This window comes from Rhodococcus sp. D-46 (genome assembly GCF_011290655.1).
In the GTDB taxonomy this organism is placed as follows: domain Bacteria; phylum Actinomycetota; class Actinomycetes; order Mycobacteriales; family Mycobacteriaceae; genus Rhodococcus_F; species Rhodococcus_F qingshengii.
Map to the genome: position 1 here is coordinate 24,226 of NZ_JAANTF010000007.1, position 26,797 is coordinate 51,022.

Sequence of the window (26,797 nt, forward strand, 5' to 3'; positions counted from 1 at the left end):
GACTACCAGGTGGCCGCGTCGATAATGGGAAGGAGAACGTGCAGGACACGACGAACAAGGAGTGGTCATGGCAACTGAGGTGGAGTCCGGTGACCTCGTGCAGGCAGCCGGCCATGCGGGTCCGTGGACGGTAGTCGAAGTTCGCCAGGGGATGGCGCTGCTCGAACACAGTGACGGGCACAGGTTGTCGCGTCGAACGACGACGTTGACCGTCGTCCGCAAGGGCTCGGGCAAGAAGGCAACGGCCGTCGAAGACGGGAACGACGAAAACGGATCGCCAACTCTGTTCGACTGAAACCGCAGCTCGACTGAAACCGCAGCTCGACTGATCTTCCGTCAGTTCGAGACGGCGTCAGCTGGAGAAAATGTCGTCTACGCGTTTGTCGAAGTATTCGGCGATTCGGAACGCCAGTGACAGACGCGGGTCGAAGTGTCCCTTCTCGATCGAGATGACGGTCTGGCGTGTGATGCCGAGCGCGTCGGCGCACGCTTGCTGTGACAATCCGGCTGCCGTACGAAGTTCTTGAAGGTTGTTGCGCATCAGATCTCGTCAGATCTCGATTGTGGGGTGCGGTCCCTCGACACTGCCCAGTACCGGATTCCGAAGTCGGCCAGCCCGAGGGCTGTAAACATTACGAGCGGCAGTTCGGGAGCGCCGAAGACATTGTGCGCGATCAGCGCGATCCCCATGGCAGTGATCAAGTCGGTGAACGCGCCGAAGCCGGCCTTGCGACTCCATTCTGTTTCGACGGTGTCCTCGGGGTAGGCGGGGGCCTTGTCGTTCTCCGATGGAAAAAGGGCCCACGCCGACCCGATACAAGCCGGTGCCATGACGATTGCGAAGACGATGAAGGCCAACGTCTTCCGATCATCGGCGGTCGATGCTGCAAAAAAGCTGAAGGCTAGCGTTGCTGCGACGCCGATACCGATGATCAGGCTCCACCGTGCCGTGGTGCTCATGAAGCCTCCCAGGTGTAAGAGTTCTTTGACATGCCTGAGCGTAGGTCTACGTGCGCTGGATGTCAAAGAACTCTTACATCGCGCTGAGGGTCAAGCGACCCCGAAAGGCGCTGCGTATGAAAACTTCCCCGTCTGATCGGGGCGGTGCGTGGTGAGGGTCCTGATCTGAAAGTGCTCGCCCCACTCGGCTTCCGGAGAATCGATCCCGGCGTCCGTGCTGGTGACGAACCCGAACTGCGGGTAGTACTCGGTGCTGCCCAGGAGGGCGAGCAGTGGCACGTCCAGAGCGTCGGACGCACCGATCACCGCGTGCATCAGCGCCGAACCGACGCCGCTGCGTTGGTTGTCCGGTGTGACTGCCAACGGGCCGAGGCCAACCGCCTCAACGGGACCGACCCATCCGCGTGTTCCGATCACGAAACCAACGATCTCATCACCGGCGACGGCGACAAGGGACAACTTCGGTAAGTAGTCGTTCGAGGCGAAGAGCTGACGTGTCAGTTCGATCTCGTAGGGAGACTCGCCGGGCGGCGCTTGGTCGGCAAACGCCGCCCCGAGCAGTGAATAGATTGCGTCACGGTCGGAAGAAGTTTCGCGGCGGATGTACATGGCCACGAAACTACCCGCTTCATCTCCGATCGTGCTCCTCGTTTTCGGCCTGACGTGCCACTCGCTTTTCGTAATCCGCACGCCCGTTCGGATCTACCGATGTCAGCGCGCGGCGATCGTCGATCACCCGGCGTCCGATGTTGATCATCCATTCGGGTACTACAGCGTCGATGAGGTCCCAGCCCGCAAGGTAACGCGGAACAGTAGTTTCGGCTCGCCGGTGCGCGACCGTGTCGACGACAGCTTTGGCCACGACCTCGGGTTCAACCGTCGGCATGCCCTTTCCGAGTGGCACACCGGAGGAGAGCCCGGTGCGCACCGCGCTGGGCAGGATGGCGCTGACGCTGACGCCGGAATCTGCGAATTCGACACGAGCAGAGGCGGAAAGGCCCACCGCACCGAACTTGCTTGCGTTGTACACGGCCATTCCTGGCACCGGTAGCTTGCCTGCCATGGATGCGATGTTGACGACGTGGCCGCGTCGCCGATCCACCATGCCGGGCAGCACGGTGCGCATCCCGTGAATCGGGCCCCAGACATTGACGTCGAGGGTTACTCGACTGGTGGCGTCGGACTCGTCGAGGAAGCTGCCGAGCGGCATCACGCCCGCATTGTTGACCAGAATGTCGATGTGACCGAATTCGCCGATCACTGTGGAGACGAACACATCCCAGGATTCGCGTGAGGTGACGTCCAGAGCGTACCCGCGGGCCCGTGCGCCGATGGATGCGGCGGTGTCGACGGCCGTCTCCTCGTCGAGGTCGCCGACGCAGACGAGTGCGCCGCGAGCTGCGAACAACTCCGCTGTGGCCCGGCCGATTCCGCGGCCACCTCCGGAGATGACGACGACTGCTCCGTCGAGATCGATCGGCGGGTAGGTGGTGCCGAAAAGGCTCATGTGGTGTACTCCGGTTCGGGGGTGGTGGTGGGCTCAGCGGGGGTGTCGTCTGACGCAGGGTTATCGGACAGCGTGTGGTTGTAGGCGTATGGATCGAAGGCCCGTAGCCGTCGACGCATGGCTCCTGACGACCACGGCCAGTTGAAGCTGTTGCGGCCGTTGACGTCGAAGAAATAGCTTTCGCAACCACCGGCGTTGTAGACTGTGGTACCCAATGCCTCCTGAACTTGAGAGTTGAAGGCTGCCTGTACTTCCGGGCGCACGTCGATGGTTTTCCAGCCGTGCCGACGAGCGTGGCCGATCGCCTGTGCCACATAGTTCAGTTGGGCTTCCAGAATCATGAAGGCCGACGTGTGTCCGGTGCCGAGGCTCGGGCCCAGCAGAATGAACGCGTTGGGGAATCCGCTGACGGCGGAACCGAAGTACGCCCGCGGGCTTCCCTGCCAATGATCGTCGAGTGATCGACCTTCTCCGTCGAATACCTTTGATGCAATGGGCATGTCGAGGATGTGGAAGCCCGTTCCGAAGATGATCGCGTCCACTTCCGATTCCACTCCGTCGGCTCCGATCACGGTGTTGCCGTGGATCTCTTCGACTGCGTTGGCATGGACGGTCACGTTGGGTCTGCCGAGGGCCGGGTAGTACGAGTTCGACATGAGTAGTCGCTTGCAACCGAGGGTGTAGTCGGGAGTCAGCGCCTTGCGTAGCTTCGGATCGCGCACCTGCAAGCGCAATTGGGCCGACCCGAGTTTCTGCACGATTCGCAGGATCCACGGATTGCGGAACCCCAATCCAAGCGCTTCCATGATTCCGTATTCGATGCTGCGTAGAGCCTTGTGCGCTCCCGGTACGAATCGCATGACGGACCTTTCGATCCGCGGTACGTAGTGATCGGGTTTGGGAAGGACCCATTGAGCGGTGCGTTGGTAAAGGTGAAGGGCGGACACGTCGGAGACGATGCGCGGCACGAATTGGACTGCGGAAGCGCCGGTACCTACGACGGCGACGCGCTTTCCGGTCAAGTCGTAGTCGTGATTCCACTGCGAGGAATGAAACACCTCGCCCTCGAACGTTTCCAGCCCGGGAATCGCCGGCGTCAGGGGTTCGTTCCACGGGCCGGCGGCGGCTATCACGAAACGAGCAGTGAGTTCACCGCTGGAAGTTGTGATCTTCCAGAGTGATTGCGATGCGTCCCACTGTGCGGAGAGCATTTCTACCCCGAAGCGAACGTGCTTGTCGACCCCGTGGCGGACGGCCGTGTCCTCGATGTACTCGCGGATCTCCGGCTGCTCCGCGAACAGTCGGGTCCAATCCGGATTGGCGGCAAAGGAATACGAGTACAGGCCGGACGGGACGTCGCAGGCACAACCGGGATAGGTGTTGGCGCGCCAGGTGCCGCCGAGGGAGTCCGCTTTCTCGAGCAGGACAAAATTGTCGATCCCGAGGCGCTGCAGGTGAATTGCGGCACCGATCCCGGAGATCCCGCCACCGATGATCACGACCTCGAAGTGGTCAGTTCTGTTGTTCACTGAGTCTGCGCTTTCACTGGTGGGACGGGGTGGAGTGGAACGGGCGCGCATCGAGTTCGCGTTTCACGCTCGCACGTGTTGTACGTAGGGATGATTCGAAGGTGGCGAGCCGCCGTCGGCCGTCCATGAAGTTGGCGCCCATGACGGCGAGATCGTCGTCGGTGGCGTCTATGCGCAAGACCCTGGTTCCCGCAGCGCGCACCAGTTCGATTTCCCGGTCGAGGCCCTTGGACATGGAGTTCCGCAGGGCGCCGCGTTCGATACGGGCGGCGCCGCGCGCCGGCTTCAGTGTTCGAGATGCCATGGGCGCCAGTACAACCAGCTCGTCGAGTTCGAGGGGGAGCAGGAGGTCTACCGATGCCGTGGACGCCGCGCCGCCGTCGATGTACCTGACGCCGTCGATGGTGACAGGTGGGAACCAGCCGGGAATCGCCCAAGACGCTCGAAGCGCTTCACCGACTGTCGCTTTCGGAGCCCCCTGTGCCCCGAACGCGACCCGTCGCCCGGTTCTGTAGTCCATGGATACCATGTACGCGCACGGATGTGGGAGCCACGAATCGCCAGGGGCAAGAGATTCGGCGAGCGTGGTGAGCCAGGACGGGTCGCCGCCACCACGCGGTGCGATACCGCTCATCCGGCTCAGAACGGGAAGATCTCGACGTGTCACCAGTCGTGGATTGCCGATCCCCAAACTCGGAAGTGGCGGGATTCTTCCGGGCGCCGATGCTGTGTGGGCGAGGAGTTCGGGACGTGCGGCGGGCTCTCCGAGTTGCATGGCTACCAACTCGTCGACGCCGACTCCGCTGCCGAGCATTGTCACGAACTCGGCTCCGGCGGACGTGCCGATGATGGCGGTGGCTTCGCGGGGATCCCAGTCGAGGGCGTCCCGAACCGAGGCGAGGGCAGCAACGGTCCAGGCGAAGCCGAGGGTGCCGCCGCATCCGATTGCCAATCCCCGTCTAGGCGCGCTGTGTCGTCCGGACCCGGGCGCGGTGGTGCCGGTCACTTCTGAAGTCATATTTCGGAGACTATCAGTATCTGAATAACGTGGGTACCCCAAATTTGGGTTTCGGGAGTGCGCCTGCGGTGCGCTTCCGGTATTCGGCTACCGTTGGAATCTCGATACTCAGAACCGCGAGGAGGTTCCGATGGCGCGATTGACCAGGCAGGAAGCGCAGGCGATGACCCGCGAGACCTTGTTGGCGACGGCCGTCGAACATTTCCTCGATCGCGGGTACGCCGCCGCGTCGCTCGATCAGATCGCTGAGGATGCCGGTTATTCCAAAGGTGCGGTGTACTCGAACTTCAAGAACAAGGACGAGTTGTGCGCCGAGGTGCTCGGCCGAATCAGGTTGACCAAGGTCGGCGAGATCACCTCACAGCTCGGAGCCAATTCGACGCTCGACGAGGCGGTGGCCGAGTTCGCGCGATGGGCCGAGCGAACCATCGGGGACAAGAGATGGACGTTGCTCGAAGTCGAGTTCTCGGTGCGATCGCGGCACAGCGAAGAGATCCGCGAAAAGATCGCGACGGGTGCCGATCAGGTGCGCGGATTGATTGCCGGAGTGGTGCAACATCTTGCCGAGTCCAACGGCGTGACGCCGGCACTGGACCCGAACGCCGCGGCACTGCGCATACTCAGCGTCGGAATCGGTTTGGGGCTACAGCGTGCGATCAGCCCTGAGCTGCCGGTTGATCCGCTGGTGGATACGTTGCGGGAGATTTTGCTGGGTGGGTGAGTAGAACGCGGAGCATTCCGCCGATCTCGGCGACGGCGGTGCGCGAACCGGCGCTCGGTCCCAGAACGTTGACGAAGCCGTGGATGAACCCGCGATAGCGTCGATCGGTCACGTGAACACCGTTGTCGCGCAATCGAGCTGCGTAGGCTTCGCCTTCGTCCCGGAGTGGATCGAATCCCGCCGTGATCACGATGGCCGGCGGCAGTCCGGTCGCGTCGGGGGCGCGTAGCGGCGACACCATCGGATCGAGTCGATCGGCATTGCTGCCGAGGAAGCTGGACTCGTAGAAGTTCATGTTGGCCTCGGTCAGGAAGAAACCTTCACCGAACGTCGTTCGCGAGGGGGCCTTCTCGTGAAAGTCGGTCGCGGGGTAGATCAACAGCTGCGCCGCCGGTGGGGTCTTGCCGTCGTCGCGGGCACGCAGCGCGACCGTTGCGGAAAGATGCCCGCCCGCGCTGTCGCCCCCGACAGCGATGCGCGTCGGGTCTGCGCAGAACTCGTCGGCGCGGTCGACGATATCGAGGTATGCGGCGTAGGCATCGTGTACCGGTGTGGGGAAAGCGAATTCGGGTGAGAGCCGGTAGTCGACCGAGATGACCCGTGCGCCGGAGGTTTCGGCCAACAGGCGGCACGGGGCATCGTGGGATTCGATGCTGCCCTGTACCCACCCGCCGCCGTGGAAGTAGACGAGCAGAGCGCCTGTGTCGGCTGTCGGGACGTAGAGCCGGGCGCGAAGCGGGCCGTCGGCACCCGAAACGGAGATCTCCTCGGTGTGGACGGGCGTGGGCCTGCCGCCCATCATGATCGCGGTTCGGGTGAGATTGGCGCGAGCAGCGGCGAGTGACTGGGGATCGTTTGAATGCGAGGGGAGTGGCCGCGTCTTCGCGAGCGTGAGCAGAAGGTGTGCGTCGGCGTCGAGCGTGTTGCCCTCGATGACGACGGGTGGTCCGGTGATTCGACGTTTCACCGCGCTGGGCAGTGCGAATGCGGCTGCCACCAAGGATGCTTCGGCGCGATCTCGAATGCTGCGGCTGCTGGCCTGCTTCACGGATTCCGACACGTGGCGCAGACTACCAAGCATGACTACTGCGGCACTGTCGATCACGCAGATCGAGAACACACATCTGGTTCGGTGCGGTCACGCCAATTGGGTCCTGGTCGAAGAGGGGTCCGATCTGACCTTGATCGACGGCGGATATCCGGCCAACGGCACCGACGTCGAACGCTCGATCGAACAGATCGGTCACCAGCTCGGGGATGTTCGGGCAATTCTCGTCACTCACGCGCACATCGATCACATCGGTGGGATCGCGGACATCGTGACTCGGCTCGAGGTTCCGGTCCTGATGGATCCGTTGGAAGTGCCTCATGCGAAGCGGGAGTATCTGCAACAGTTGTCGCCGGCCGGAGTTCCGTTGCTGTTGTGGCGGCGAGGTGCTCCGAAATGGCTTCGCGACGTGATCGGAGTCGGCGCGTTGAAAGGTGCGGAACTGCCTCGGGCACAGTCCTTTGCGTCCGGTGGTGCGCTGGACGTTCCCGGTCGGATCGTGCCGATTCCCACTCATGGGCATACCGACGGCCACAGCGCTTACCTTGTTCCCGACGCAGGAGTGATCGCGTCGGGTGACGCTCTGGTGACCGGACACGCGACGTCGAGCGTTGCCGGACCACAATTTCTGGTGTGCCCCTTCAATCATGACCGTGAAGCGACCGACCAGGCGTTGGACAATATCGCCGCTGCACCTGCCGGCGTGCTGTTTCCCGGACACGGTCCGGTTTACGAGGGCAGCATGACTGCCGCGGTCGAACAGGCCCGAGCGGGTCGGACAAGGATGCGTCCATGACTACTGTCGAAACGGTCGACGAAGGTGCGGTGCACGGTTTCCTTCATCGACCTGCTTCTGTGTCCTTCGCGTCGCCCGTCGCCACGCTTGCACTGACTCACGGCGCAGGAAGTAACTGCGACACCGTGCTGTTGCGTGCTGTTGCCGACGGCTTTGCTGCGGCAGGAGTGCAAGTTCTGCGCTTCGATCTCGCGTTTCGGGTGCGTCGAGCTTCGGGGCCTCCGCATCCGTCGCGTGCTGCAGAGGATCGCGCGGGCATTGCCGAGGTGATTGCTGCTGTTCGCAAGGACTACTCGGTGCCCGGACCCGTTCTGCTCGGCGGACATTCGTACGGCGGTCGGCAGGCGTCGATGCTTGCGGCGGAGAACCCGGGACTTGTCGACGGCCTGGTCCTTCTCTCCTATCCACTGCATCCACCGAAGAAGCCCGAGAAGCTCAGAACCGAACACCTGCCCGAACTGAACACACCGACCGTTGTCGTCCACGGATCGAAGGACGAGTTCGCGACAACGGAGGAGATGCGGGCAGCACTCGCCTTGATTCCCGCCGCGACGCGTCTGGTGGAGTTCGAAGGAGCTCGACACGACTTGTCCGTGGTGAAATTTCCGGTGGTGGAGGAGACAGTCGCGGCCGCATCGGCGGTGTTTGCGTTCTGAACGCCGAGCGGGCGGTTGCCCGTGTCGGTGGTTCCTGGTGAGATCGAACCATGAGTGCCCAGCCGTATCAGCCCAGTGCCCTGTCCGACGTCATGGTGAGCGTCGACGGTGACGACACAGTCGTCAGCTTTCCTCGGGTTCTGCCGTATTCCGTCGAGAAGGTGTGGGAGGCGATCACCGACCCGGAGATGTTGGCGCAATGGACGCCGTACACCGCCGATCGGAATCTGAGCCGTACCGGTGATGCGGTGATCACCATGCTCACCGAGGACGGCGCCCCCGAAATGTCGCTGCCGGTCACCGTTCACGTCGTGGAGACCACTCGGCGGCTCGAACACGAGTGGGGCCCGGACGAATTGGTGTGGGACCTGACCCCGATCGAAGGCGGTACCCGCGTCGTGCTGACGCAGAGGTCGCGCGCCGAGGGGATGGCGTCGGCGCTCGCTGCGGGGTGGCATCTGTGCTTCGACGTACTCGATGCCCTGCTGGCAGGCGAGCCCTTCGGACCGATCGTGGGTGAACGGGCGCGCGAGTACGGCTGGGACGCACTCAACTCCGGTTACGCGCGACAGTTGGGCATCGACGAATCTCAGGTCTGGTAGCTGCTCAGAGTTTGTGACTGGCAGGCTTTCTGGTGGAGGCTCGCGCGATCAGTTCGACGGGAAGCTTCACGGATTCGACGTTCTTGCCGGAGATCAGTGCGAGTAGGTGCTCGAGCCCGGTCGCACCGATCTTTCGGGCGGGGGACCTGACCGTCGTCAGGGGCACCGGGAGTTGGGAGACAACCGGAATGTCGTTGTAGCCGACCAACGCAAGATCGTCGGGAATGCTCAACCCGAGATCACGGGCCACACCGAGTACGCCGATCGCGATGGTGTCGCTCACCGTGAAAACGGCGTCAGGGCGCGTGTTCCCGCTGAGCAGTGTGGCAGCCGCATCGACACCCCCTTGAACTTCGAACTCGGAGGCCACTATTCGGTTCGGCGGCAGTTCCAGACCGGCTTCGGTCAGGGCATCGCGGAAACCCGCGACGCGTTCCCGCGACGTGCTGGCGTGATCCGGCCCCGCGATCACTCCGAGATCGCGATAGCCGCAGTCCAGTAGATGCTTCCCCGCGAGGTAGCCGCCGAGGCGGTCGTCGCCGCTGACAAAGGGAAGGCTTCGGTTGACGGATGACGTCGCCGAGTCGATGTGCCGGTTCAGCAGCAGGATCGGCAGTGAGCGCAGGGGGAGCGAGTCGACGAAATCGGTACCCGGCAGGTGGATGCTGCTCAGCATGAGACCGTCGACCTGTCGGCTCACCAGGAACTCGACCGCTTTGCGTTGCGCTTCCAGATCGTCGGGCGGGCTGGAGAGCAAGACGGAGTACCCGGCTGCGGTGGCGGCTTCCTCGATGCCTTGGAACATGGTGGCCACTACAACGTCTGTCAGTCTCGGCATCACGACGCCGATGGTGGTGGTCTTGCGGGTACGCAGGCTGGCTGCCCACAGGTTCGGTTGGTAACCGAGTTCCTCGGCAACCTGACGAACTCGGAGTGCGGAGTCGGACCAACCGTCGGCGGGCTCGGGCTGACGGAGGACCCGCGACGCCGTCGAGATGTGGACCCCGGCCTGGTCGGCGATTTCGCGCAACGTCGGCGGACGGCCGTTGCTGCGGTTCGACGGATCGGGCGTCATCTGCGTCGTGGCTCCTGGTCTGCGTCGGTTCTGAGTTGGTTCGGTGTCGGTCGGCAGTTCGGGGATTGACGGGTGCGCAACCGGGCTCTACTCTAGGCGATGCAAACGATTGCGCAATCGTTCTCGCAAAGGATTGCGCCCGAGAACACTGGAGGCCCCGTGACCACGCCGCAGTCCCTGTCCGAGCTTTTTGCCATCGACACCCTGCTGGACGCCGAGGAGATCGCGATCCGCGACACGGTCCGCAAGATGGTCGACGATCGCATTCGCCCGCACGTAGGTGAATGGTTCGAAGCGGCAGCACTGCCGGCTCGTGAGCTGGCCAAGGAACTGGGCGCGCTCGGCGTACTGGGCATGCACCTCGAGGGCTACGGCTGTGCCGGGATGAGCGCCACGGCGTACGGGTTGGCCTGCCAGGAACTCGAAGCTGTCGATTCGGGCATTCGCAGCCTCGTCTCGGTCCAGGGCTCGCTCGCCATGTTCGCGATCCACCACAACGGAAGTGAAGAGCAGAAGGAAGAATGGCTCCCGCGAATGGCGGCGGGTGAAGCCATCGGCTGCTTCGGTCTCACGGAACCCGATTTCGGATCCAACCCCGGCGGTATGCGAACCAACGCCAAGCGTGACGGCGACGACTGGATCCTCAACGGCACCAAGATGTGGATCACCAACGGCTCCATCGCGGACGTCGCCGTGGTCTGGGCTCGAACCGACGACGGCGTGCGCGGATTTGTCGTTCCCACCGACACTCCGGGATTCTCCGCCCCCGAGATCAAGAACAAGATGTCGCTCCGGGCGTCGGTCACCTCGGAACTGGTGCTCGAGGACGTGCGTCTGCCTGCCTCGGCGATGCTGCCCAAGGCTCGCGGACTGTCCGGCCCGCTCGGCTGCCTCAACGAGGCACGCTTCGGCATCATCTTCGGGGCAATGGGTGCAGCACGTGACTGCCTCGAGACTGCGATCTCCTATGCACGTGATCGCAAGGTCTTCGACAAGTCGCTCGCCGCGTATCAGATCACCCAGGCCAAGATCGCCGACATGGCAGTCGAATTGGGCAAGGGGCAGTTGCTCGCCATCCACCTCGGGCGCCTCAAGGACGCCGGGAGGGTTCGCCCCGAGCAGGTCAGCACCGGCAAGCTCAACAATGTCCGCGAGGCCATCAAGATCGCCCGTGAATGCCGAACCATTCTGGGCGCCAACGGCATCACGCTCGAGTACCCCGTGATCCGGCACGCCAACAACCTCGAATCCGTTCTCACCTACGAGGGCACGTCCGAGGTTCACCAGCTCGTGATCGGCCGCGCTCTCACCGGTGAAGAAGCTTTCCGGTGACGGCAGACGCTGTCGGAGCGCTCGACGGGTTGGTGATCGCTGATTTCGGCCGCGTCCTCGCCGGTCCGTACGCCACGATGATTCTCGCCGACCTGGGTGCCGAGGTCGTCAAGATCGAGCGGCCGGGTGTCGGGGACGACACTCGCAGCTGGGGCCCACCGTGGGTGGGGGACGAGTCGAGCTACTTTCTGTCGGTGAACCGCAACAAGAAGTCGGTCACTCTGGACCTGCGCGAGCGCGAGGATCTGGAGAGTGCACGCGAGCTGGTTCGCAATGCGGACGTCGTGGTGCAGAACTTCCTGCCGGGAACGATGGACCGTCTGGGGCTGGGCTACGACGCTGTCCGAGAAATGAATCCGCGTGCGGTCTACTGCTCGATCAGCGGCTTCGGTGGCAACAACTCTCTGCCGGGATACGACCTGTTGATTCAGGCGGTCGGCGGATTGATGAGTATCACCGGACCCGATCCCAAGACTCCCACCAAGGTCGGTGTCGCGGTGGTCGACGTCATCACCGGCCTGCATGCCAGCGTGGGAATCCTTGCAGCGCTGCGCCATCGCGATCGCACAGGCGAAGGGCAGCACGTCGAGGTCAATCTGTTGTCCTCGTTGCTGTCCGCACTGGCCAACCAGTCGTCCGGCTACGTGGCCGCGGGCGTGGTGCCGCAGGCAATGGGCAACCGGCATCCGAGCATCGCACCATACGAGGTATTCGACACCGCGGACCGTCCGCTGGTCCTCGCGGTCGGCAATGATCGGCAATTCAGTTCGTTGACAGAGGTTCTCGGAGTATCCGAACTTGCCGCTGATGCGCGTTTCGCGTCCAACAGCGACAGGGTTGCGCATCGAGAAGAACTGTTCGACGCCGTCACTGCTGCATTGGCCAAGGGCTCTGCGGACTCGTGGTTCGAGGCACTGACCGAGCGAGGTGTTCCGTGTGGGCCTCTCAACGACATCGCCGACGCGATAGCGCTGGCGGAACGGCTGAATCTCGATCCGGTGGTGTCCATCGACGACCCGCGTCGCGATGCACCGACTCGGCAGGTAGCCAATCCGATTCGGATGAGCGGCACGCCGGCAACCTATCGGTCGGCCCCGCCGCGGTTGGGGGAGGACAGCGTTCCCACTCCGTCCGGAGTCAGTTGACCCAAGCGAATCGGCCACCGGAATACCGGTGGCCGATCTGCGTGTGTGGCCGACTCAGCTGACCTTCAAGACCAGCTTTCCGGTGTTCGCTCCGGCGAAGAGAAGATTGAGGCTGTTGCCGAACGCGTCGATACCGCCGTCGACGACGTGCTCGCGAGCAGTCAATTCGCCACTCTTGATCCACTTTCCGATCTGCTCTTGTGCTTCTGCGTAGCGGTCGAGGTAGTCGAAGACCACGAAGCCGGCCATCGTGGCGCGGTTGACGAGAAGTGACAGGTAGTGAGCAGGGCCTGGCTGAGGTTCGGTGGCGTTGTAGCCCGCGATGGCGCCGCAGATGACCACCCGAGCGCCGAGGCGCAGACGGGAGAGAGCGGCGTCGAGAATTTCTCCGCCGACGTTGTCGAAGTACACGTCGATTCCGTCGGGAGCGTTGGACTTGAGCGCCTTGTATACGGATTCGTTCTTGTAGTCGATGGCGACATCGAAGCCGAGGTCCTCGGTGAGCCACGCGCACTTCTCCGGACCGCCGGCGATGCCGATGACCTTGCATCCGTGAAGCTTTGCGATCTGGCCGACCAGACTGCCGACCGCACCCGCGGCACCGGACACGACGACGGTGTCACCGTCTTTCAGCTTTCCGACCTCGAGCAATCCGAAATGCGCAGTGACGCCGGGGAATCCGAGAGCGCCGAGCCAGGTCGGTAGGGGAGCGATCGATTCGTCGACCCGAGTGACGTCTGTACCGTCGGAAACGCCGTACTCGGAAGCGCCGAAGGATCCGGCCACGATGTCCCCGACCTGGTAATCGGGGTGCTGTGATTCGGTGATGCGTCCGACGCCGTGGGCGCGCATGACGGAACCGAGCTTGACCGGCGGAACGTACGACTTGACGTCGTTGAGCCAACCGCGCATCGCGGGGTCGAGGGAGAGGTATTCGACCTTGACGACAAACTCGCCCGGTCCGGCGGACGGGATCTCGGCATCGACGTATTCCCAGGTGGAAGCGTCGGGAAGTCCTGTCGGGCGGGCGGCGAGGCGTACTTGGCGGTTGGTCATCTCTCCCCTTCGGCGAAACGAATTGAACTTGAGGCCGGATTCAATATAGGTGATGGATCACGAACTGGGAAGAGTTGGATGAACCGATTGACGACTATGTATGTTCGATCGATGAGCAATGTGGTCGAAGACGCGCCTGGTTGGTTCACTCGGGCGTTGGCAGCGCCGGTCGAGACGGGGTCGGTGGAGGTCGAGGGCGCCTCGGTGCACTTTCGGGCTTGGGGGCCGGCGGGGCCGGGAATCGTGCTGATTCACGGCGGCGCAGCCCACAGTCGCTGGTGGGACCACATTGCGCCGCAGTTCGCCGAGGGGCGCCGCGTCGTCGCTCTCGACTTGACGGGCCACGGCGACAGTGACACTCGCGACGCCTACGCGATGTCCCAGTGGGCTCGCGAAGTGCTGGCAGCGGCCGAGGCAGGGGGAATCGACGGCAAGCCGATTCTGGTGGGGCACAGTATGGGTGGGATTGTTTCTTTCGTGGCCTCGCATCTGCATGGCGAACTGTTGGACGGGGTTGTCATCATCGATTCTCCGCTCAAGGCGCGTACGCCCGAAGAGGAGGCGGCTCGACGCCAGAATGCGTTCGGCCCCAAGAAGGTTTATCCCACCAGGGAAGACGCGATGGGCCGGTTCCGCTTCGTTCCGCCGCAGGATTCGGGTCTGCCTGCGGTGCGTGACCATGTGGCGGCCACGTCGATGGAGGAAGTCAAGGGCGGTTGGTCGTGGAAGTTCGATCCGAATTTCTTTCTCCGAGTAGGCGCCGAAGATGTTCTCGACAGTGAACCACGTTGCCGCGTAGCCTATTTCCGAGCCGAGAACGGCATCGTGTCCGATCGACTCATGGAGCACATGCGCGGATTGTTCGGAACGGAGGCCATCGTGGCGGAGATTCCCGAAGCCGGACATCACGTCATGATCGATCAGCCGTTGCAACTCGTGACCGGGGTGCGAACTGTGTTGAGTGCGTGGTCCGTCGCAAGTCAAGTGCCGGTAAATCAAGCGGCAGGTAACGTCGAGGGAAGGGTAGAAGCATGAGCACGGAATTGACGCTCGAACCGAAAGTCGAAGCTGCACTGAAGTTGTGGCACACCATGATCGAAACCGGCGATCTGTCGGCGCTACCGACGATCGTCGCGCCCGACGCGCAGTTCCGATCGCCCACGGGATTCAAGCCGTACCAGTCCGCGGATGCCGTTGTGCTCATTCTCAATACGGTGATCCAGGTGTTCGAGAACTTCGAGTACCACCGTCAGTTCGCCGGAGCCAACGGTCGACAGGTCGTGCTCGAATTCAGTGCGAACATCGGCGACAAAAGTCTCAAGGGAATCGACATGGTCGAATTCGACGAGGACGGCAAGATCGTCGATTTCGAGGTCATGGTGCGTCCGGCCAGCGGGCTCGCGGCTTTGGCTGCCGAAATGGGTAAGAGGCTCGGGCAGACGCTACCGACCTACAAAGCCTGAACTGAGTCCGGCCAAGGCTCAGTTCGTACTGAATCCGCCGTTGGAGTGAAGGAGTTGTCCCGTAATCCAGCCTCCGGCGTCGGACATCAGAAACCGAACGAGGTTTGCAGTGTCGCCGGGAGTACCCAGCCGGCCGGCAGGCGTCTGGAGGGTTGTGGCCTGTCTGATCTCGGGTGTCATCCATCCTGTGTCGATAGGTCCTGGGTTGACGACGTTGGCGCGTATGCCGCGTGATCCAAGTTCGACTGCGGCGGCGATGACGATGCGGTCGAGAGCGCCCTTGCTGGCCCCGTACGGAAGATTGTGGGCCGCATGGTCGCTGGTGAGTGCGATGATCCGCCCGGCCACCTGACTGACGTCGCGCTGTTCCGGAAGCCGTTCAGCGAACGCTTTGATCAGCAGCCAGGAGGCGCGAGCGTTGACGGCGAAATGTCGTTCCCAGCTCTCGACGGTGGTATCGAGGATCGAGCTGTCGACGCTTTCGCAATGTGAGAGCACCAGCCCACGGAGGTCGTTCCGCGCTGCGGCAGCGTCAACGAGCTGATCGGCCACGTCGGGCGAGGCCAGATCTCCGGGAACCAGGTCGACACGGCTTCCGAGTGCGCGACACTTCTCGGCAATGTCTTGCGGATCGTGCGCTCCGCGCCCGAACCCGACGCGTTCGTCGTAAGGCTCCCAGTAGCCGATAGCCAGATCCCAACCATCCTCGGCAAGGCCCAATGCGAGGCTCGCTCCGATCGACTTGCTCCGACCGACACCGGTGATCAATACGGTCCCGCGCTTGTCAGACACTGCTCGCCTCCAGAGATGTCATGCAATTCAAATGGGGTGAGGTCACTTCAGATGGAAGCATCACTGTAGCGGGCGAGCTGTCGCCTGTATCGAGCGAGCTGTCGCCGTGCCTCGACCTGACCTGTGTCTTGACACGGCGCTGTTCACAGCGTTTGACTGAGATGCAAGCTCGAGTTGATTCGCCCGACTGCGTTCCGGGAGGTTGACCTATGCGCGGCAATGGAATTGCAGGCAAGGCTTTCTCAGGCGAGGGCTGTAGACGTGGAGCACGGTCTCATCGCGGGACCGTCTCGGTTCTGGCTTTGGTTGGGGTGTGCGTACTTTCGTTTGCCACCACTCAGATGGCCGGCGCGCAACCGGTTGCAGAGAATGTCGATACCGGGTTCGTGATCCCTTTTGCCGGGGCACCGGTCTACGAGAGCGTCGCGCCCACGCAGATGACTACTCCGGATCAACTCAACCAGCCACTCGGTCAGCAGACTGCGGAAGAGATTGCCGCGCAGATCGGACTCGAGCAAGCCGACGCTTTGACCGAGGAGCAGTATCGCGACCTCATGGCCGGTGGTGGGGTCGGTGGCAATCTCGAGGATGCCGAGGTGATCGACGAATGCGCCCGGATTCTCACCAATACGAACGGGCGGCCCCTCTATTCCGGCACTACGCCGTCGGTTCTGGCCAGTTACGGGTTGTACGTGAATCCCGACGGATTGCTGGAGAGTCCGGCCAACGCGGATGCGCCGACGCGACAGGTGAATACGCTGATCGCCCCTGGCGGTTTCGTGGGCACCTGGTTGCGCAACAACGGTGCAACGCACACTCTGATTGCGCTCTATCAGTCGGCATACACGGTGCAGGCAGTCTACGGATTTGCAGCGCAACAGATTTCGGGAGCAGCGCAGCTGGTGGCCAACACCAAAGGCGATGTGAATTCGGAAGTCGGCATGTCGATGGCACCGCCGCTCTGGATAGTGAACTTCGCACTGCTCTACATCTTGAAGCCGTCACTGGCGGCGGCCATGCCTGCGCACTGGGCTCCCATTCCGCCTGCCGTTGCCGACGCCGTGAAAGCGAGTCCCACCGGTCAAGTCGCTTTCAGTGACTACGCGTCCTATTTCGAGTGATCGGTCTGGCGGACAGCGCTCACGAACTTCTCGATCAACGCGTGGTCCTTGACGCCGCGGGAGGATTCGACGCCGCTGGAGACGTCGACGCCCCAGGCTCCGGTGGCATCGAGTGCGTCGCGAACGTTGTCCGGGGACAGTCCGCCCGCCAGGATCCACTTGCCTTGCGGGCGCGATTGCTGTTGGGCCCAGTTCCACGGCACCCCTGATCCGGCGTCTGCGCCGTCGATCAGGAGTTCGTCCTCGCCGAGGTCGAGATTGTAACCGTCGCGGACGTTGCTGGAGACGACCGCGCGGATGACGGTGAGGCCGGCATCGTGCAGCCGCTGCACTTGCTCGGCGTCGACAAGATCGTGAACCTGTACGGTGCGAAGCCCGGTGATCTTCGCGATCTCGAGGATCTGTCCGATCGGGTTGCCGAGAAAGACTCCGATTGCACGGATGTGATCGGGAACTCGCGCGAGCAGAGCGACTGCGAGTGTGGGGTCGACTTTGCGGACGCTCTCGGCGAAGACGAAACCGATGGCGTCGACGCCCAGGCCCACCGTGAGGTCGACCGTGTCAACGTCGCGTAGGCCACAGACCTTGATGAATGTCACCTGATACAGAGTACTAGCGTCGTCGTCTAGCCTCGTGCGTGCGACATTTCTACGCGCGAGAGGTTTGACGTGGACTGGCTCTACCGAATCAGTTTGATCTCGGGACCGCTGCCGGTGATCCTGACTGTCCTTGGGGTCCTGGGTGGCGTGTGGCTGCTCGGTTCGAACGTGCGCTGGTACTACCGCAGAGCGGTGCCGATCGCGGGGCTGATTGCGCTGGTGATCATGATCGCCGTGTGGATCACCGTCGAAAAGGTGATCGTGCCGTTCCCCGATCCCATCGAGATGTCGATCTACGTGTGGATCGGTCTCGGTATCTACGCGCTGCTACTTCTCGGGCCGCGAATCAAGGCGGGCGGAACCGTCGCGAAAGCGCTCCTGTCCGTGATCGCGACGGTTCTGGTCGTCATCACTGCCGCGACGCAGATCAATCTGGTTTTCGCCGCGTATCCGACTGTGGGAATTGCGTTCGGACACGACGATTTCGACCGCATCTCACTCAGTGAAGTTCCCGGTCCGACCGATCCTGTTGTCACCGGCGATCCCACCGACACTGTGTGGAAAGCGCCGGAGGGCATGCCGATTCGCGGACGGGTCACGACTTTGCCTGTCCCCGGGACGATTTCAGGATTCTCCGCGCGCGACGCGCAGGTGTATCTGCCGCCGTCGTACTTCACCAATCCGCGTCCGCTTCTTCCCGTGCTCGTGCTCATGGCAGGTCAGCCTGGCAAGCCCGAGGACTGGCTCCAGGGCGGAAAGCTGACCGCGACAATGGATGCCTTTGCACGAGATCACGAGGGGTTGGCTCCAGTCGTCGTGATAGCCGATGGAACAGGGTCGCAGATGGCCAATCCGCTGTGCACCGACTCGTCACAGGGCAAGGTCGGCACGTATCTGGCAAAGGACTTGCCCGCTGCGGTGGCGAATGCGTTCCAGATCGACACGAATCCGCGAGCGTGGGCAATCGGCGGGCTCTCCTACGGTGGCACCTGCTCACTGCAGATGGCGACCAATTACCCCGAGGTGTACCCGACATTCCTCGATCTGTCCGGTCAATTGGAGCCTTCGCTCGGTGACCGACAGCGAACCGTCGACGAGATATTCGGCGGCGACGAAGCGGCGTTCGTGAAGGTGAATCCGATGGACCTGCTGGCGACTCGGAAGTTCCCGAACTCGGGCGGAGTGTTCGTCGTCGGAACAGATGACAATGAGTTCAAGCCCGGTCAGCAAAAGGTGTACGAAGCGGCCAAAGCGGCCGGAATGGACGCCAGGTATCTCGAGCTTCCCGGTGGTCACAGCTTTTCGGTGTGGTCGGCCGGCGTCGAGCAGGAGCTGACGTGGATCTCGCAGCGAATGGGACTGATCAGCTGAATCCTGTTCCGGTTTTGGAACGTGTTCTATATTCGGTGTGTGGCTGCCGTTCGGCAGTCTCTCGATCGTTCACCGACTGGAGTTCAGGCACATGTACGAGTGGTCCGACACCGACCTGATGTTCCGCGACGCCTTGCGGGGCTTTATCGACAAAGAGGTGCGACCTCACGTCGACGAGCTCGAAAGCGGTGCGCTGCCGCCGTTCGACATCATTCGCAAGCTGTACTCGACCTTCGGTCTGGCCGACATGGCACGCGAGGGCCTCGAGAAGTCGCTGGCACGCGAGCGCGGCGATGCGCCCTCCGGTGACGGTGAGAAGTCGAGCGCCTTCAGCGGCGCCGGCAGCATGGGCGTCGTGCTCAACAGCGAATTGGCCGGAGTCAGCCTCGGCCTGGTCGCATCGTTGGGTGTCAGCCTCGGATTGGCCGCCGGAACTATCCGCAGCCGCGGCACACTCGCGCAGAAGGAACGCTGGCTCCCCGGCCTGGTGACATTCGAGACCGTCGGCGCCTGGGCGATCACCGAACCGGACTCCGGCTCGGATGCCTTCGGCGGCATGAAGTCCTACGTACGCCGCGACGGCGACGACTACATTCTCAACGGCAACAAGACCTTCATCACCAACGGTCCGTACGCCGACGTGATGATCGTGTACGCAAAGCTCGACGAGGGCGATGCGTCGGTTGATCGTCGCGATCGCAAGGTGCTCGCCTTCATCCTCGACAAGGGCATGGAGGGTCTCACCCAGAGCCCGCCGTTCAAGAAGATGGGCATGAACTCCTCACCCACAGGTGAGCTGTTCTTCGACAACGTCCGCATCACCAAGGACCGTCTGCTCGGCGAGACCGAGGACAGCGGAAAGTCGGACGGCAAATCCAGCGCCAAGGAGAGCTTCGCCGCCGAACGCATCGGCATCGCGTCCCTGTCTCTCGGCATCATCAACGAATGCCACCGTCTGAGTATCGAATACGCGAAGTCCCGCAAACTGTGGGGACGCGAGATCGGGCAGTTCCAGCTCATCCAGCTCAAGCTCGCCGAGATGGAGGTCGCTCGAATCAACGTGCAGAACATGGTCTTCAATGCGATCGAGCGCACCGCAGCCGGAGACAAAGTGAGCCTGGCGGAGGCGTCGGCGATGAAGCTGTACTCCTCGCGCGCAGCGACCGAGGTCGCGATGGAAGCCGTGCAGCTGTTCGGTGGAAACGGCTACATGGCCGAGTACCGAGTCGAGCAGTTGGCGCGTGATGCCAAGTCGCTCATGATCTATGCGGGCAGCAACGAAATTCAGGTCACCCATATCGCCAAGGGTCTCCTGGGCTGACACCGGTACGTTTTCGCTTGTCGGTCGATCGCAGCAGGAACCAGATAGTCTTGCTGCGGTCGGCGACACCGCGCCGACGGATCGGAGTAAGCAGTGAACGCGCCGGATCCCACAAATGTTCATCCGATGGCCGGGCAACCGCGAGTGGTGTTGCTGAAGCCGTTGATCGACAACCCGTTGATCGAGGTAGGGGAGTACACCTACTACGACGATCCGGAGTTCGCCGAAGAGTTCGAGACTCGAAACGTGTTGCATCACTACGGTCCCGACAAACTGGTGATTGGCAAGTTCTGCGCCCTGGCCACCGGTGTCACCTTCATCATGAACGGCGCGAACCATCGTATGAACGGTGTCTCCACCTACCCGTTTCCGATCATGGGCGGTGATTGGGCCAGGCACATGGATTTGGTGCAGGATCTGCCGTCACGCGGTGACACCGTCGTCGGGAACGACGTGTGGTTCGGCGGGAACGTGACAGTCATGCCCGGTGTCCGGATCGGTCACGGGGCGATCGTGTCCACTGGCGCCGTCGTAACGCGCGACGTCCCGGACTACGCAATTGTCGGCGGCAACCCGGCAACGGAGATCAAGCGCCGCTTCAGTGCCGAAGACATCGAGAAGTTGGTGCGAATTGCGTGGTGGGACTGGCCGATCGAGAAGATCACCCGCCACGTCCGGGTGATCTCGGACGGGAGTGTCGCGGAACTCGAAGCGGTCGAGTGATCTACCGATCTGCTAGTTCGATCGAATGAGCGAGTAGTTCCGGACATAAAGCAGGGCGGCCGCGAGAAGGCCGACGGCAAGACCTGTTGCGGTGAAGGTGATCAGGTTCGGCTCGAGGTCGAAGTGGATGATGGCCGATTCGGGGTAGGGCTTCTGCGGGTCACGAGGTTCGGGAAGGACCACCGAATAGAAGGTGGGCGGCCAGATTCGTCCGACAACGGCGACCGCGAGTCCGTAGGCTGTGCCGAAAGCTGAAAGTGCAAGCGGAAGAGCAAATTTTTTACCGCGTGTGTCACGGGCCAGCCGCCATCCCGTCGCGTTCAGTATCGCCGAGACGGCAACGGCGACAGCGGTTCCGACTGTCAGAAACCACGCAGTTGCGGGGAACCAATGTGGCGCGTCAGAGTAGCTGTAGCCGTCGATCACCCACATGTATCCGGTCTTGCCGTCCTCCATCGGCGGCGGTGGTGGGGGTTGGATTCCGACATGTTCTGTTCGCGTGGATGGCGTGGCAAATCGCCAGGCGAGCACTCCGAGGACGCTCAGGAGTAATCCGGTCGCGATGAAAACTGCGAAGAGTGGTTCTGCAACACGGTCGCGCAGCGTCGTGAATCGCATTCGAGGATCGTCTCATCTCAGCCCGAGATCAAGACTTTTTGTCGGTGGCTTGCATTAGCTTGTGCGCATGACTCTCACACTCGGCATGATCACTTTCGACAGTCTCGATCCCGGTCCGCTCGCAACGTGGTGGGCGGAGCAGTTGGGCGGAAACATCGTCGAGGAGAACGACGGTTGGTTCTACATCGTCGCGGTCCCTGACAGCGCCACCAACTTCGCATTCCAGAAGGTCCCGGACCCCACCGCCGGTAAGAATCGCATCCATCTCGATTTGGGGAGTCCGGATCTCGACGCCGAGGTGGCGCGGCTCGTCGAGGCCGGGGCAACTGAGCACCACCGCGAGAACATGGACGGTTTCCGCTGGGTGACGCTCCTCGATCCTGATGGGAATCAGTTCTGCGTGTCGGGTCCTCACGCCTGAGCTGACAGGTTCTGAGCTCGCCCGATTCCGCCCACTGATTTCGTGCCCACTGATTTCGCGGACACCGATTCGGGCATGATGAGGGGCATGACTTCTCAGACTTCTCGGACCGGGGCCGACGCAGACGGCTTGTGCAGCTTCGTCGATTCGTCACCGTCGCCGTTCCATGTGTGCGCGACGGTGGCGACCGAGCTGACGGCCGGCGGGTTCGTCGAAGTCCACGAAACGCAGTCGTGGCCAGCCGAGCCCGGACGGTACTTCCTCGTGCGAGGCGGTTCGCTGATCGCCTGGAGCACCGAGGGCGTGGGAAACGCCGCTCCGTTCCGGATTGTCGGAGGTCATACCGACAGCCCCAACCTGCGGGTCAAACAGCATCCCGACCTCACTTCGGCCGGGTGGCAGATGGTGGGCCTCGAACCGTATGGCGGTGCGTGGCTGAACTCCTGGCTCGACCGCGATCTCGGTATCTCCGGACGATTGAGTGTCCGGGTGGGAAACACTGTGGAGCAGAAGCTGGTTCGCATCGACGACCCGATTCTTCGTGTTCCGCAGCTGGCTATCCACCTGTCCGAAGATCGCAAGGGTGTGACGCTGGATCCGCAGAGGCACGTCAACGGAATCTGGGGCGTGGGTTCGAAGCCCAAGTCGTTCATCGGCTTTGTCGCCGAGCGTGCGGGTGTAGCCGCGTCGTCGGTTCTCGGCTGGGAATTGATGACACACGACCTTGCGCCCAGCGCAGTCGTGGGGGTGGACAAGGAATTGGTCAGCGCCCCCAGGCTCGACAATCAGGGCACGTGTTATGCAGGGACACAAGCACTTTTGGCCGCGGCTGAGTCGCCCGGTCAGCAGGTCCCAGTGCTTGCTCTCTTCGATCATGAAGAGGTCGGCAGCATGTCCGATCGCGGAGCTTTCTCGGACCTGCTGAACACCGTGCTCGAGCGGATCGTGTTGGGACGCGGTGGTGGCCGCGAAGAATTCCTGCAGGCGATGGCCGGCTCGGTATGCGCGTCGGGCGACATGGCACACGCGACGCACCCCAATTACCCGGACCGCCACGAGCCCGCTCATCGGATCGAGATCAACGGTGGGCCGGTACTCAAGGTGAACCAGAACCTGCGCTACGCCACCGATGCGGCCGGTGCCGGCGAATTCGCGCTCGCGTGCGATCAGGCGGGAGTGCCGATGCAGCGCTACGTCCACCGCGCCGATTTGCCGTGCGGCTCCACCATCGGACCGATCACGGCATCACGCACCGGACTGTCCACCGTCGACGTCGGCGCGCCTCAGCTCGCGATGCACTCTGCCCGCGAGCTGATGGGCGCGGCAGATGTCCGCATGTATGCCGACGCGCTCGGTGCGTTCCTCACGCCGCGTAGTTAGAGGGTGGGTAGCTGGGAGCGGGCAGTCAAACGGCTGAGAGCCCAGCGGGTGCAGCCGGTAGATCCTCGAAGAAGTCGGCGCTCGGAGTGAAGAACATCGAGCCCGTCACGGCCGTCGAGAAATCGAGCAGACGGTCGTAATTGCCGCGAGGGTTGCCGAGAAACATGTTCTCGAGCATCCGTTCGGTGATCGCCGGCGTGCGGCAGTAGCCGATGAAAAAGGTGCCGATCTCGTCGTCACCGAGGCGCCCGTACGGCATGTTGGCACGCAGGATCTCGAGAGCCTTGCCGTTCTCGTCCTTGATTGCGTTGAGGGCTACGTGCGAGTTGGCCGGCTTCACTTCGGACGTCATCTCGATGTCCTCGAGCTTGCTGCGTCCGATCACACGTTCCTGCTCGTCGACGGTGATTGCTTCCCAGTCCCGCATCTTGTGGACGTAGCGCTGGATATGGACGTAGCTTCCTCCGGTGAACGCAGGATCTTCGTCTCCGACAGTCACGGCGGCGACGGCGTCGCGGCCCACCGGATTTTCGGTGCCGTCGACGAAGCCGATGAGGTCTCGGTTCTCGAAGTACTGGAAGCCGTGAACCTCGTCGACCACCGTGGCTGCGCCGTGCAGTCGCTTCGTGATCTGCCGAGCCACCTCGAAACACGCATCCATGCTCATCGCGCGGATGTGGAAGAGCAGATCGCCGGGAGTCGACGGCGCCGAGTGAACGTCACCCTGTAGAGCGGCGAACGGGTGCAGTAGCGCGGGGCGCGGACCGGCGAACAGTCGATCCCAAACCGACGAACCGATGCTTGTCACCACATCCAAACCTGATCCGGGGACGCGCAGCCCCACGGCGCGCTGCAGGCCGGCGACGTCGGCGAGTAGTTCTCGTGTGGTGTTCTCACCACCCGGATTTACGGTCGCGACCAGGAAAATTGCAGCCGGAGTGAGGGGAGTGGTCACCGACTGGGACTGTGCCGTGAGGTCGGACTGACGAACATCCTGGGGCATGCGAGGCCTTTCGAGGGAGAGAGTGGGCCGGCCCTGACTTTAGGAAAACCGACCGGATCACCCAACCGGGGCGGGTGTGACGGGCGATACTTCGCAGGCCCGGAGGTGTTGCGGGTGCTGCCGTCTGCGGAAGTCGTCGGCCCACACCGATAGACTGTCCCCCGGCACGTTCTTTCGTTGGGCACATTCGTGGTGTCCCGCTCCGCGCCGGCTTGCCTCTTGACTCCCGTAGGGAAGGGACCACTCTCCAGTGTCTGCTCACCAGGTCGATACCGTCACGCACGCATCGGCTGATCCCGATGCCGCTCAGCCGTTCAAGGAGCTCGGTCTCAAGGACGACGAATACGCACGCATCAAGGAGATCCTGGGCCGCCGTCCCACGGACGCCGAACTGGCGATGTACTCGGTGATGTGGAGCGAGCACTGCTCGTACAAGTCCTCGAAGGTCCACCTCGGATACTTCGGCAAGACCACCACCGACGAGATGCGCGCCAACATGCTGGCCGGTATCGGTGAGAACGCCGGCGTCGTCGACATCGGTGACGGCTGGGCAGTCACGTTCAAGGTCGAGAGCCACAACCACCCGTCGTACGTCGAGCCTTACCAGGGTGCGGCGACCGGTGTCGGCGGCATCGTCCGCGACATCATGGCCATGGGTGCTCGTCCGATCGCCGTCATGGATCAGCTTCGGTTCGGTGCTGCTGACGCCCCCGATACCCGTCGCGTCGTCGACGGTGTCGTGCGTGGTGTCGGTGGATACGGAAACTCCCTCGGCCTGCCGAACATCGGCGGCGAGACGGTCTTCGACGAGTCCTATGCAGGTAACCCGCTGGTCAACGCCCTCGCTGCCGGCGTCATGCGCGTCGAGGATCTGCATCTGGCCTTCGCTTCGGGCGCGGGCAACAAGATCATCCTGTTCGGCGCACGCACCGGTCTCGACGGAATCGGCGGCGTCTCGGTCCTCGCGTCGGCGACGTTCGACGACGAGGGTGGAGACACCGGCGGACGTAAGAAGCTGCCCGCGGTTCAGGTCGGCGACCCGTTCACCGAGAAGGTGCTCATCGAATGCTGTCTCGACCTCTACAAGGCCGGCCTCGTCGTCGGCATCCAGGACCTCGGCGGCGCCGGGCTGTCCTGCGCCACCTCCGAGCTGGCCGCGGCCGGCGACGGCGGCATGCACATCAACCTCGAGAAGGTTCCGATGCGCGCCACCGGAATGACCCCGGCCGAGGTGCTCTCGAGCGAATCGCAGGAGCGCATGTGCGCCGTGGTCACGCCCGAGAACGTCGATGCGTTCATGGAGGTCTGCAAGAAGTGGGACGTCCTGGCCACCGACATCGGCGAGGTCACCGACGGTGAGCACCTCACCATCTCCTGGCACGGCGAGACCGTCGTCGACGTTCCCCCGCGCACCGTCGCGCACGAGGGTCCGGTTTACCACCGCCCCGTCGAGCGTCCGGCAACGCAGGATGCCTTGATCGCGAATACGACTGCCGGACTGAAGCGTCCCGAAACCGACGCCGAGCTCGAAGCGACCCTGCTGAAGATGATCGCCTCGCCTGCCCTGTGCAGCCGCAAGTGGATCACCGAGCAGTACGACCGCTACGTCCGCGGAAACACCGTCCTGGCCGAGAACGCCGACGGCGGTGTCATCCGCATCGACGAGAAGACCGGACGCGGGATCGCACTGTCCACCGACGCTTCGGGCCGCTACACCGCGCTCGACCCGTACACCGGTGCGCAGCTCGCGTTGGCCGAGGCTTTCCGCAACGTGGCAGTCACGGGCGCAACGCCCAAGGCCGTCTCCAACTGCCTGAACTTCGGTTCTCCCGAGGACCCGGGTGTCATGTGGCAGTTCCAGCAGGCCGTTCGCGGCCTTGCCGACGGCTGCGCCACCCTCGGCATCCCCGTCACCGGCGGCAACGTCAGCTTCTACAACCAGACCGGATCCACGGCAATCCTGCCGACGCCGGTGGTTGCCGTCCTCGGTGTGATCGACGACGTTCACCGCCGCATCCCGACGGGCCTCGGACTCGAGCCCGGCGAGACGCTGATCCTGCTCGGCGACACCCACGACGAGTTCGACGGCTCCATCTGGTCGCAGGTCGAGCACGGTCACCTCGGTGGCGTGCCGCCGAAGGTCGACCTCGCCCGTGAGCAACTGCTCGCCGACATTCTGCTCGCCTCTTCGCGTGACGGTCTCGTCACCGCAGCCCACGACCTCTCCGAGGGTGGACTGGCCCAGGCTGTCGTCGAAGCCGCGCTGGCCGGCGAAACCGGTTGCCGCATCCTGATTCCCGAGGGCGCAGATCCGTTCGTGACCCTGTTCTCGGAATCGTCGGGACGTGTCCTCGTTGCAGTTCCGCGTACCGAGGAGACTCGCTTCACCGGTATGTGCACCGCCCGCGGCTTGCCGTGGACGCGTATCGGGGTCGTCGACGAGGGCAGCGACTCCGTCGAGGTCCAGGGACACTTCTCCGTCACGATGGCCAAGCTCCGTGAGGCCTTCGAGGGAACGCTGCCCGCACTGTTCGGGTGAT

At 63.0% G+C, this 26,797-nt stretch carries 29 protein-coding genes; 16 read left to right on the forward strand and 13 right to left on the reverse strand.

Annotation, left to right across the window (positions count from 1 at the left end; all coding sequences use genetic code 11):
• Positions 1 to 67 precede the first annotated feature (67 nt).
• A complete protein-coding gene (locus G9U53_RS18410) occupies positions 68 to 295 on the forward strand; it encodes a hypothetical protein (RefSeq protein ID WP_007733785.1) in 228 nt (75 codons plus the stop codon).
• A gap of 57 nt (positions 296 to 352) precedes the next feature.
• On the opposite strand, the gene G9U53_RS18415 is transcribed toward G9U53_RS18410, so the two are convergent.
• The 6 genes from G9U53_RS18415 to G9U53_RS18440 form a co-directional block, all read right to left on the reverse strand.
• Positions 353 to 541, reverse strand: a complete 189-nt coding sequence (locus G9U53_RS18415) for a helix-turn-helix transcriptional regulator (protein WP_003940277.1) — start codon at positions 539 to 541, stop codon at positions 353 to 355.
• Entirely contained in the window at positions 541 to 960 is a 420-nt protein-coding gene (locus G9U53_RS18420; RefSeq protein ID WP_054187716.1) for a hypothetical protein, read from the reverse strand. Before G9U53_RS18420 ends, G9U53_RS18415 begins: the two co-directional genes overlap by 1 nt.
• 90 nt (positions 961 to 1,050) lie before the next feature.
• Positions 1,051 to 1,569 carry an N-acetyltransferase gene (locus tag G9U53_RS18425; protein ID WP_050654796.1) on the reverse strand — a complete coding sequence of 173 codons (519 nt, stop codon included), beginning with the start codon at positions 1,567 to 1,569 and terminating at the stop codon, positions 1,051 to 1,053.
• Positions 1,570 to 1,588: 19 nt separating this feature from the next.
• Positions 1,589 to 2,467, reverse strand: coding sequence for an SDR family oxidoreductase (locus G9U53_RS18430; RefSeq protein WP_007733788.1), 879 nt, complete (start codon positions 2,465 to 2,467; stop codon positions 1,589 to 1,591).
• A complete protein-coding gene (locus G9U53_RS18435) occupies positions 2,464 to 3,996 on the reverse strand; it encodes an NAD(P)/FAD-dependent oxidoreductase (RefSeq protein WP_054187715.1) in 1,533 nt (510 codons plus the stop codon). The genes G9U53_RS18430 and G9U53_RS18435 overlap by 4 nt, the downstream gene beginning before the upstream one ends.
• Positions 3,997 to 4,009: 13 nt before the next feature.
• A complete protein-coding gene (locus G9U53_RS18440) occupies positions 4,010 to 5,014 on the reverse strand; it encodes a patatin-like phospholipase family protein (RefSeq protein ID WP_042451435.1) in 1,005 nt (334 codons plus the stop codon).
• A 130-nt stretch (positions 5,015 to 5,144) separates the two neighbouring features.
• Here G9U53_RS18440 and G9U53_RS18445 point away from each other — a divergent pair, with 130 nt between their 5' ends.
• A complete protein-coding gene (locus tag G9U53_RS18445; protein WP_099697830.1) occupies positions 5,145 to 5,735 on the forward strand; it encodes a TetR/AcrR family transcriptional regulator in 591 nt (196 codons plus the stop codon).
• Here the strand turns inward: G9U53_RS18445 and G9U53_RS18450 are convergent.
• Positions 5,671 to 6,795: an alpha/beta hydrolase gene (locus tag G9U53_RS18450; protein WP_333823095.1), complete on the reverse strand. Its 1,125-nt coding sequence runs from the start codon at positions 6,793 to 6,795 to the stop codon at positions 5,671 to 5,673. The two genes, G9U53_RS18445 and G9U53_RS18450, sit on opposite strands and share 65 nt — an antisense overlap.
• Before the next feature lie 19 nt (positions 6,796 to 6,814).
• Between G9U53_RS18450 and G9U53_RS18455 the strand changes: the two genes are divergently transcribed.
• From G9U53_RS18455 to G9U53_RS18465, 3 genes are read left to right on the forward strand one after another with little or no spacing between them, the layout of a single operon-like run.
• Complete coding sequence (locus G9U53_RS18455) at positions 6,815 to 7,579, forward strand: MBL fold metallo-hydrolase (RefSeq protein ID WP_003940355.1); 765 nt, start codon at positions 6,815 to 6,817, stop codon at positions 7,577 to 7,579.
• Positions 7,576 to 8,235: an alpha/beta fold hydrolase gene (locus tag G9U53_RS18460; RefSeq protein WP_118606554.1), complete on the forward strand. Its 660-nt coding sequence runs from the start codon at positions 7,576 to 7,578 to the stop codon at positions 8,233 to 8,235. Before G9U53_RS18455 ends, G9U53_RS18460 begins: the two co-directional genes overlap by 4 nt.
• A gap of 50 nt (positions 8,236 to 8,285) precedes the next feature.
• The gene (locus tag G9U53_RS18465; RefSeq protein WP_165639031.1) at positions 8,286 to 8,837 is read left to right on the forward strand and encodes an SRPBCC family protein; all 552 of its coding nucleotides are present in this window, start codon (positions 8,286 to 8,288) and stop codon (positions 8,835 to 8,837) included.
• A 4-nt stretch (positions 8,838 to 8,841) separates the two neighbouring features.
• Here the strand turns inward: G9U53_RS18465 and G9U53_RS18470 are convergent, their stop codons facing one another.
• On the reverse strand, positions 8,842 to 9,912 hold the full coding sequence (locus G9U53_RS18470; protein WP_165639032.1) for a LacI family DNA-binding transcriptional regulator: 1,071 nt from the start codon (positions 9,910 to 9,912) through the stop codon (positions 8,842 to 8,844).
• 159 nt (positions 9,913 to 10,071) lie between these two features.
• On the opposite strand from G9U53_RS18470, the gene G9U53_RS18475 reads away from it, so the two are divergent.
• Positions 10,072 to 11,244, forward strand: a complete 1,173-nt coding sequence (locus G9U53_RS18475; RefSeq protein WP_165639033.1) for an acyl-CoA dehydrogenase family protein — start codon at positions 10,072 to 10,074, stop codon at positions 11,242 to 11,244.
• Positions 11,241 to 12,389: a CoA transferase gene (locus G9U53_RS18480; RefSeq protein ID WP_003939934.1), complete on the forward strand. Its 1,149-nt coding sequence runs from the start codon at positions 11,241 to 11,243 to the stop codon at positions 12,387 to 12,389. The genes G9U53_RS18475 and G9U53_RS18480 overlap by 4 nt, the downstream gene beginning before the upstream one ends.
• Before the next feature lie 54 nt (positions 12,390 to 12,443).
• Here G9U53_RS18480 and G9U53_RS18485 read toward each other — a convergent pair whose 3' ends face one another.
• Positions 12,444 to 13,445 carry an NADP-dependent oxidoreductase gene (locus G9U53_RS18485; protein WP_165639034.1) on the reverse strand — a complete coding sequence of 334 codons (1,002 nt, stop codon included), beginning with the start codon at positions 13,443 to 13,445 and terminating at the stop codon, positions 12,444 to 12,446.
• Between the two features lie 111 nt (positions 13,446 to 13,556).
• On the opposite strand from G9U53_RS18485, the gene G9U53_RS18490 reads away from it, so the two are divergent.
• Together G9U53_RS18490 and G9U53_RS18495 are read left to right on the forward strand one after the other, a co-directional pair.
• Complete coding sequence (locus G9U53_RS18490; RefSeq protein WP_165639035.1) at positions 13,557 to 14,480, forward strand: alpha/beta hydrolase; 924 nt, start codon at positions 13,557 to 13,559, stop codon at positions 14,478 to 14,480.
• Complete coding sequence (locus G9U53_RS18495) at positions 14,477 to 14,908, forward strand: nuclear transport factor 2 family protein (protein WP_003940510.1); 432 nt, start codon at positions 14,477 to 14,479, stop codon at positions 14,906 to 14,908. The genes G9U53_RS18490 and G9U53_RS18495 overlap by 4 nt, the downstream gene beginning before the upstream one ends.
• A gap of 18 nt (positions 14,909 to 14,926) precedes the next feature.
• On the opposite strand, the gene G9U53_RS18500 is transcribed toward G9U53_RS18495, so the two are convergent.
• The gene (locus G9U53_RS18500) at positions 14,927 to 15,700 is read right to left on the reverse strand and encodes an SDR family oxidoreductase (RefSeq protein WP_003940420.1); all 774 of its coding nucleotides are present in this window, start codon (positions 15,698 to 15,700) and stop codon (positions 14,927 to 14,929) included.
• Between the two features lie 209 nt (positions 15,701 to 15,909).
• Between G9U53_RS18500 and G9U53_RS18505 the strand changes: the two genes are divergently transcribed.
• Entirely contained in the window at positions 15,910 to 16,821 is a 912-nt protein-coding gene (locus tag G9U53_RS18505) for a hypothetical protein (RefSeq protein WP_165639036.1), read from the forward strand.
• Here the strand turns inward: G9U53_RS18505 and G9U53_RS18510 are convergent.
• Positions 16,809 to 17,420, reverse strand: a complete 612-nt coding sequence (locus tag G9U53_RS18510; protein WP_058037744.1) for a phosphoribosylanthranilate isomerase — start codon at positions 17,418 to 17,420, stop codon at positions 16,809 to 16,811. The genes G9U53_RS18505 and G9U53_RS18510 overlap by 13 nt on opposite strands.
• A 69-nt stretch (positions 17,421 to 17,489) precedes the next feature.
• Between G9U53_RS18510 and G9U53_RS18515 the strand changes: the two genes are divergently transcribed.
• The 3 genes from G9U53_RS18515 (at position 17,490) to G9U53_RS18525 (ending at position 20,835) form a co-directional block, all read left to right on the forward strand.
• Complete coding sequence (locus G9U53_RS18515; protein WP_030535234.1) at positions 17,490 to 18,791, forward strand: alpha/beta hydrolase-fold protein; 1,302 nt, start codon at positions 17,490 to 17,492, stop codon at positions 18,789 to 18,791.
• A gap of 91 nt (positions 18,792 to 18,882) precedes the next feature.
• Positions 18,883 to 20,112, forward strand: a complete 1,230-nt coding sequence (locus tag G9U53_RS18520) for an acyl-CoA dehydrogenase family protein (protein WP_007733810.1) — start codon at positions 18,883 to 18,885, stop codon at positions 20,110 to 20,112.
• A gap of 126 nt (positions 20,113 to 20,238) precedes the next feature.
• On the forward strand, positions 20,239 to 20,835 hold the full coding sequence (locus G9U53_RS18525; RefSeq protein ID WP_124567832.1) for a CatB-related O-acetyltransferase: 597 nt from the start codon (positions 20,239 to 20,241) through the stop codon (positions 20,833 to 20,835).
• 12 nt (positions 20,836 to 20,847) lie between these two features.
• Here the strand turns inward: G9U53_RS18525 and G9U53_RS18530 are convergent, their stop codons facing one another.
• Entirely contained in the window at positions 20,848 to 21,453 is a 606-nt protein-coding gene (locus tag G9U53_RS18530) for a hypothetical protein (RefSeq protein WP_165639038.1), read from the reverse strand.
• Positions 21,454 to 21,520: 67 nt separating this feature from the next.
• Here G9U53_RS18530 and G9U53_RS18535 point away from each other — a divergent pair, with 67 nt between their 5' ends.
• Both G9U53_RS18535 and G9U53_RS18540 read left to right on the forward strand, forming a co-directional pair.
• Positions 21,521 to 21,874, forward strand: coding sequence for a VOC family protein (locus G9U53_RS18535; protein ID WP_165639039.1), 354 nt, complete (start codon positions 21,521 to 21,523; stop codon positions 21,872 to 21,874).
• 87 nt (positions 21,875 to 21,961) lie between these two features.
• A complete protein-coding gene (locus G9U53_RS18540; RefSeq protein WP_073512791.1) occupies positions 21,962 to 23,254 on the forward strand; it encodes a M18 family aminopeptidase in 1,293 nt (430 codons plus the stop codon).
• A 25-nt stretch (positions 23,255 to 23,279) separates the two neighbouring features.
• Here G9U53_RS18540 and G9U53_RS18545 read toward each other — a convergent pair whose 3' ends face one another.
• Complete coding sequence (locus tag G9U53_RS18545; protein WP_081558361.1) at positions 23,280 to 24,257, reverse strand: Dyp-type peroxidase; 978 nt, start codon at positions 24,255 to 24,257, stop codon at positions 23,280 to 23,282.
• A 250-nt stretch (positions 24,258 to 24,507) separates the two neighbouring features.
• On the opposite strand from G9U53_RS18545, the gene purL reads away from it, so the two are divergent.
• Entirely contained in the window at positions 24,508 to 26,796 is a 2,289-nt protein-coding gene (purL, locus tag G9U53_RS18550; RefSeq protein WP_003940379.1) for a phosphoribosylformylglycinamidine synthase subunit PurL, read from the forward strand.
• The last annotated feature ends 1 nt before the right edge of the window (position 26,797 follow it).